General features: G+C 65.1%; 5 protein-coding genes. 3 read left to right on the top strand and 2 right to left on the bottom strand.

Annotation, left to right across the window (positions count from 1 at the left end; translation table 11 throughout):
• Positions 1 to 147: 147 nt before the first annotated feature.
• Together JAO73_RS14685 and JAO73_RS14680 are read right to left on the bottom strand one after the other, a co-directional pair.
• Positions 148 to 2,619, bottom strand: coding sequence for a glycoside hydrolase family 31 protein (locus JAO73_RS14685; protein WP_198977810.1), 2,472 nt, complete (start codon positions 2,617 to 2,619; stop codon positions 148 to 150).
• Complete coding sequence (locus JAO73_RS14680) at positions 2,594 to 2,866, bottom strand: hypothetical protein (RefSeq protein WP_198977809.1); 273 nt, start codon at positions 2,864 to 2,866, stop codon at positions 2,594 to 2,596. The genes JAO73_RS14685 and JAO73_RS14680 overlap by 26 nt, the downstream gene beginning before the upstream one ends.
• Here JAO73_RS14680 and JAO73_RS14675 point away from each other — a divergent pair.
• From JAO73_RS14675 to JAO73_RS14665, 3 genes are all read left to right on the top strand, one after another.
• The gene (locus JAO73_RS14675) at positions 2,865 to 4,223 is read left to right on the top strand and encodes a glycosyltransferase family 4 protein (RefSeq protein ID WP_198977808.1); all 1,359 of its coding nucleotides are present in this window, start codon (positions 2,865 to 2,867) and stop codon (positions 4,221 to 4,223) included. The two genes, JAO73_RS14680 and JAO73_RS14675, sit on opposite strands and share 2 nt — an antisense overlap.
• 77 nt (positions 4,224 to 4,300) lie before the next feature.
• Positions 4,301 to 4,771, top strand: coding sequence for a YdeI/OmpD-associated family protein (locus tag JAO73_RS14670; RefSeq protein ID WP_190927314.1), 471 nt, complete (start codon positions 4,301 to 4,303; stop codon positions 4,769 to 4,771).
• 87 nt (positions 4,772 to 4,858) lie between these two features.
• Positions 4,859 to 6,739 (top strand): alpha-amylase family glycosyl hydrolase, encoded by a 1,881-nt coding sequence (locus JAO73_RS14665; RefSeq protein ID WP_198977807.1) that lies wholly within the window; start codon positions 4,859 to 4,861, stop codon positions 6,737 to 6,739.
• The last annotated feature ends 10 nt before the right edge of the window (positions 6,740 to 6,749 follow it).

The raw sequence follows: 6,749 nt of genomic DNA, 5'->3' as shown, positions 1-6,749 counted from the left end.
GGTGACGTCGCTCGGATAAGCGCGGCGGGTAACTTCCATACCCGCTAATTTCGCTCACAAGTCCATAACACCGTCTAGCGTGAAATCAGTGCGGGCAACAATGGACATAAAAGTATGCGGTAGAGTCCTCGGTTAAGGAAGGGTAAATCAAGCCGCTACTTCCCCCTTCTCCCCCGCCGCCGGCACCACGCGCACCCGCACCTCGCCGAAGCCCACCGGCACCACCAGACTGGGCAGTTTCAAACCGGTTTCTAATGTCGCTTCCGTCACTTGGGCGGGCTGGCCGTCGGTGGTGACTTCGATGGGGCCGGCCACGCCGTGCAGCACCACGCGGTAGGTGGCGTAGCTGGGCGCGTAGTCGCCCTCGATGGCCTGGGTGAGCACCAACTCCTGCGGCGAACCGGCCACCGTGAAGCGGCGCACGGTGCGCTGGCCGTCCTGGTAGGCGTAGCCCTCGCCGCCGTCGTCGTAGTGCACGCTTTCGGCGGTGCCGTTTTTGTAGTACACGTGCAGGGTGAGCTCGTCAATCACCTTTTCGCCCACGTATTGCAGCACGGGCTGCATGGGCAGCACAGCGCCGGCCTTCACGAAGAGCGGGATGCGGGTGAGGTCGGCGGTGGCCCAGACTTCGGCGCCGCCGCTGGTGGGCGCGTCGGTCCAGTAGTAGAACCAGTCGCCGCGGGGCAGGTACATCCAGCGGCCCTCGGCGCCGGGCTGCGTGATGGGGCACACCAGCAGGTTGTCGCCGAGGCCGAATTCGGCCATGCGCAGGTAGGTTTCGGTGTCGTTTTGGTCGAGGAAGGTGAGCGGGCGCAGCATGGGCGTGCCCTGGGTGGCATACTGCCAGAACGTGGTGTACATGTAGGGCAGCAGGCGGTAGCGCAGCTCGATGAAGTGGCGGGCCAGGTCGGTCACCTCGTCGCCGAAGCTCCAGGGCTCCTGGTCGCCGTGGTCGCCGGAACTGTGGGTGCGGAAGAACGGGTGGAAGGCCCCCAGCGCAATCCAGCGGGCGTACAGCTCGCCGGTGGGCGTGTCCACGAAGCCGCCGATGTCACTGCCAATAAAGCTGAAGCCCGAGATGCTCAGGCGCTGGCACTGGATGTTGGCCAGCCAGAGGTGTTCCCAGGAGGCGATGTTGTCGCCGGTCCAGCCGGAGGAGTAGCGCTGGCCGCCCGAGTAGGTGCTGCGTGTGATGGTGAAGGGCCGGTTGGGGTAGCAAAACTGCTTCACGCCGTCGTTGGTGGCGCGGGCCATCTGCATGCCGTAGATGTTGTGGGCCTTCTGGTGCGAGGCCCAGTGGCCGTCGTATTCGAAGCGCACGTCGGGCGGGAAGGTGCCTTTCTCGAACACGGCCGGTTCGTTCATGTCGTTCCACACGCCCTTCACGCCAATGTCCTGAATCAATTCCTTGAACAGCCCCGCCCACCACGTGCGCACCCGCGGCGCCGTAAAATCGGGGAAGTTGCAGAGGCCCGGCCACACCGAGCCCTTCATCAGGGGGCCGTCGGCGCGGCGGCAGAAGTAGTCGTTTTCGATGCCTTCCTTGTACACCGAATACTCGGGGTCAATCTTGATGCCGGGGTCGATGATGACGACCATTTTGAAGCCGTCGTCGGCCAGCTCCTGCACCAGGCGCTTGGGGTCGGGGAAGTGCTGCTTACTCCAGGTGAAGCAGCGGTAGCCCTCCATATAGTCGATATCGAGGTAGATGGCGTCGCAGGGAATCTTCCGGTCGCGCAGCCCGCTCGTGATTTCCTTCACGTTGCTCTCCGGGAAGTAGCTCCACTTGCACTGGTGGTAGCCCAGCGTCCAGAGCGGCGGCAGCTCGGGCGGGCAAGTGAGCAGGGTGTACTCCTGCGTCACTTCCAGCAGCGTGGGGCCGTAGATGAAGTAGTAGTTCAGCTCGCCGCCCTGGGCCCAGAAGCTGGTCACGTCGGCACGCTCGGCCGCGAAGTCGAAGCTGGCTTTGAAGGTGTTGTCGAAGAAAATGCCGTGGGCAATTTTCTGGTGCAGCACGTGGTAGAACGGGATGTTCTTGTAGAGCGGGTCGGAGCCCTTCACGTAGCCGTAGGTATCGGAGCCCCAGTTGGTGAAGCGCTTGCCGCGCAGGTTCATGTTGTCGGGCTTGTCGCCGAGGCCGTAGTAGTGCACGCCGGGCGGCACCTGCTTGCTCATCTTCACGATGTCGTTGCCGGTGTCGTAGTCGTACTCCCAGTGGAAGCCTTTCTCGTCGTCGCTCAGCACCGTGCCCGAGCGGTCGAGCACGCGGGTTTTCAGGGTTTCCTTCTGAATGATGCAGATGAGGCGGGCCGTGGTGAGGCGGTAGTGGTCGGGCTTTTCGCGGAATTCCACCAGGGCCGGGGCCAGGCGCGTGGTGGCATCGGCGGGCACGGCGTAGGAGAAATCGGGGTTGAGGGGCCCGTCGGTGAGGTAGCGGAAGCGCAGAATTTTGTCGCTCAGCACGTGCAGCAACAGGCGCACGCCGTTTTGGCAATTGAAAAGGAAGCGGTGGTCGTCGAGCTGGTCGAAGCGAATGACTTCGCCGGGGTAATGTTCCTGGTGGCTTTTGGCCGCCAGGTCGTTCACCATGTAGTTATTTTCCTGAATCGAGGTATTCATAAACAAAAGCGGGGCTAAACAGCGGCAGCGCGCAGGCGCCGCCGGGCAAAAAAAGACCGGCCGGGCCGGTTGAGTGAAGGCTAAGTACGCAAGTTACTTTTTCCGGGCTGGCTGCCGCCGAAATTTTCGGCCAGCGCAGATTTTTCGCCGATATATGAATTGGCTTGCGTAGCATTGACAACTGATAGCGCGCCGCGCCCGCCCGGCAGCCTGCGCCGGCCCGTTTTTGCCCCTTTTTGCCTGCCATGACCCCGTCCGATTTCTCCGTTCTGCTGCTGGCCTGGGACGATGCCGACCCCAGCGTGGCCGTGCTCGGCGGAGCGGCCCTGCCCCCTACCCTGCCGCTGGTCTACCACCTCGCCGCCGAGCAGTCGGTGCTGGCCCTGTACCCGCACCTGCCGGCCGATGCCGAAGAGCTTGCCGGCAAGGAGCCAGCCGCACCAGCGGCCGCTGCGCCCCACTCGGCTTCCCAAGCCACTGCCGAAGCCGAACCGGACGCGGCCTTCGCAGCCCCGGAAATCCTGGCCGAGGAGACGGCTGCGCCAGAAGCAGTGGGCGTGCGCCGCTTGATGAGCGCCGCGAGCGAAGAAACGCCCGCCTTTACCACCCTGCTGGTTGGGCTGGACGAGCTGGCCGCCCCTGCCGGCTCCGCCGAGGGCTCTGCCCAGCTGCCAGCTGCGCTGCCCGCCCCCAAAACCGTAGCCCCGGCGTCGGCCGGCCCTGCCCGCAGCCAGTGGCCCACCGGCGCCAACGCCCCGCAGCGCGTGCGCTGGGCCGCGCCGGCCGCGCCCTACGTCGGGGCCAGCGCGCCGGCCGGGCCGTCGGTGCAGCAGCCGGTGGCCCCGCTGGTGCCGGCGTCCAGCGTGCGCGAAGCGGCCGACCTGGCCCAGGCGGCGTTGAGCCGGCCCTCCGGCTTCAGCCCGCTGGCCGTGCCCGCGCAAGCGGAGGAAGCAACGGGGCCGACAGCCACGGCTCCGGACCTGAACGAGGAAGCGGCAAGCGACTCGGAGCCCACCACCGCGCGCCTTGCCGAAGCCCTCGACGAGCCCCAGGAAGAAATGGGTGCCGCCGAAGCCGGCGACTTGGCCGCCCCTGAAGACAACCTGACGCTGGAAGCTTCGGCTGCGGACGTGTCGGCGGCGGAGCCGGCGGTGGAAAATCCCGCTGCCGCCCTGCAGATTCCGGCGGCGCCCGAAGCGGAGCTTTCCGCTCGCCTGCCGGCAGCGGACGGCCTGAATTTTCGCATGATTCAATACGCCCGGCAGGCGGCGCAGCTGGTGCACGGCCGCACGGACTTCGAGGTGATTTACGCGCCCAACTGGCCGGCCTGGCTGGCGGCGGTTGAAATCCGCAACCGCTCGCGGCTGCCGCTGGTGCTGTATGCGGGAAGCCTGGCCAGCGACTTTGGCCCCCACGAAGGCGGCTGGCTGCTGGAAGTGGAGCGCATGGCCCTGCGCCGGGCGCGCCTCGTGCTGGTGCCCAGCGAAGCGGTGCGCCAACAGCTGCAGCAGCGGCACGGCGCCGAGGCCAGCGAAGTGCGCGTGGTGCCGGCCGCCGACGAGGCCGCCGTGCAGGCCGTGCTGCGCGAGGTGGCTGCGGGCTAAGCTCCGCGGGCGGCTTGGCTCGAATTGGTTTCCTTTGTGGCCTGACGTCATTTTAGCCACTTCAACAAAAGCCCCGCATGCAGCCCGAACACGAATTTGAAGCCGTTTTAGAAGCCGGCGAAGACCACGGCGGCGTGTTTGTGGTGCTGCCCTTTTCGGTGCCGGAAGTGTACGGCACGCGCGGCCGCATTCCGGTGCAGGCCACCTTCGACGGCTACCCCTACCAGGGCAGCGCCGTGCCCCTCGGCGACGGCCACCACGCCCTGCTCCTGCTCAAGCAAATCCGCAAAGCCATCGACAAAACCGTGGGCGACACCGTGCGCGTGACCCTGACGCGCGACGCCACCGAGCGTAAGATGGAAGCCCCCGCCGACCTGGCCGAGCAGCTGGCCGCCAACCCCAAAGCCGCCGCTTATTTCAACAAGCTGGCCTACACCCACCAGCGCGAGTACGTGCGCTGGCTGGAAGGCGCCAAAAAGCCCGAAACCCGCGCCAAGCGCCTCGGCGAGGCCGTGGCCATGCTCACGCAGGGCCGCAAGCGGGGGTAGCAGCCTTTGCTTTTGCACAAAACGTCATGCTGCGCGCAGCATGACGTTCTGACTATTAATACCTGGTTTCCCACCCAGCCAATCCACATGAAAAAAAGCCATCTGCTGCTCCTGTTGCTGCTCCCGCTGCTGGCCAACGCCCAGAACATCAGCATCGACCGCGTGAACCCCACCAACTGGTGGGTGGGCATGAAAAACCCCAACGTGCAGCTGCTGGTGCACGGGCCCGGCGCGGGCACCCTCACGTATACCGTGAATTACCCCGGGGTGAAACTGGTAAAAACCAATACCGTCGAGAACCCCAACTACGCCTTTCTCGACCTCAGCATCTCGCCCTCGGCCAAGCCCGGCACGGTGCGGCTGGTGGGAAAAAAAGGCACCCAGACCGTGACGCAAACCTGGGCCCTGAAAGCCCGCGACAACGCCCCCAAAGCCCTGGGCGTGACGGCGGCCGACTTCATCTACCTGGCCATGCCCGACCGGTTTGCCAACGGCGACCCGGCCAACGACAAGTTCGCGGATATGCGCGACCCCAACCACGACCGCGCCAACCCCTTCTTCCGCCACGGCGGCGACCTGCAAGGCGCGGCGCGGCGCATCGGCTACCTCAAAGACCTGGGCGTGACGGCCGTGTGGTTTACGCCGGTGCTCGAAAACAACCAGCCGCTCACCTCCGAGGGCGGCACCATGCGCGCCTCCTACCACGGCTACGGCTTCACCGACCAATACAACGTGGACCGCCGCCTGGGCGGCAACGCGGCCTACAAAAGCTTCGTGCAGCAGGCCCACGCCGCCGGCCTGAAAGTGGTGCAGGACGCCGTGTATAACCACGTGGGCAACACCCACTGGATACTGCAAGACCTGCCCATGAAAAGCTGGCTGCACCAGTGGCCCAGCTACACCAACACCACCTACCGCTACACGCCCATCACCGACCCGCACGCAGCGCAGATTGACCGCAACATCACCCTCGACGGCTGGTTTGTGCCTTTCCTGCCCGACCTCAACCAGCAGAACCCATTCGTGGCCAACTACTTGATTGAAAACGCCATTTGGTGCGTCGAGAACTTTGGCGTGGACGCTTGGCGTATCGACACGTACTTGTACAACGACCAGCCGTTTATGAACCGCTGCAATGCGGCGCTGCTGGCCGAGTACCCGCGTCTGCACATCTTCGGCGAGTCGGCCGTGACCAACAGCATCGACCAGGCCTACTACACGCGCAGCAAAATTGACTTCCCCTTCAAATCGAACCAGCCGGGTGCGCTCGATTTCGTGCTCGAAGGGGCCCTGCTGGGCGCGCTGAAAGACACCGGCACACCGGCCGTTTCTGGCTGGGACGGCGGTGCCCAGCGCGTGTACCAGGCCCTGGCCCAGGACGTGGTGTACCAGGACCCGACCCGGCTCGTGACTTTCCTCGACAACCACGACCACAACCGCTTCCTGTCCGAAATCGGCGACGACCTCGACAAGTACAAGCTGGGGCTGACCTGGCTGCTCACTACGCGCGGCATCCCGAGCATGTACTACGGCACCGAAATCCTGATGAAGAACTTCAAAGACCCCACCGATGCCGAGGTGCGCAAGGATTTCCCCGGCGGCTGGCCCGGCGACAAGGACAACAAATTCGCCGCCGCCGGCCGCTCGGCCCGCGAAAACGAGGCCTTCGATTTCGTGAGAAAGCTGGCCACCTACCGCCGCGACCACAAAGTGCTGCACTCCGGTAAGCTGATGCAGTACCTGCCCGAAAACGGCCTATACGTATACTTCCGCTACGACGCCACCGGCACCGTGATGGTGGCCAGCAACACCACCGATAAGCCCGCCGCGCTGCCCACGGCCCGCTTCGCGGAGCGCATGAGTGGCTTCACGAAGGGCCGCAACGTGTTGACGGGCGAAAACCTGAGCAGCCTGGCCACCCTGCAGCTGCCCGCCAAAACCGCCGTAGTGCTGGAGCTGGGCAAGTAGCCCACCGGCG

It is taken from the genome of Hymenobacter miniatus (assembly GCF_016427455.1).
GTDB lineage: Bacteria > Bacteroidota > Bacteroidia > Cytophagales > Hymenobacteraceae > Hymenobacter > Hymenobacter armeniacus.
The sequence above is the reverse complement of the archived record's forward strand: the minus strand, read 5'-3'. Positions and strand labels throughout refer to the sequence as shown.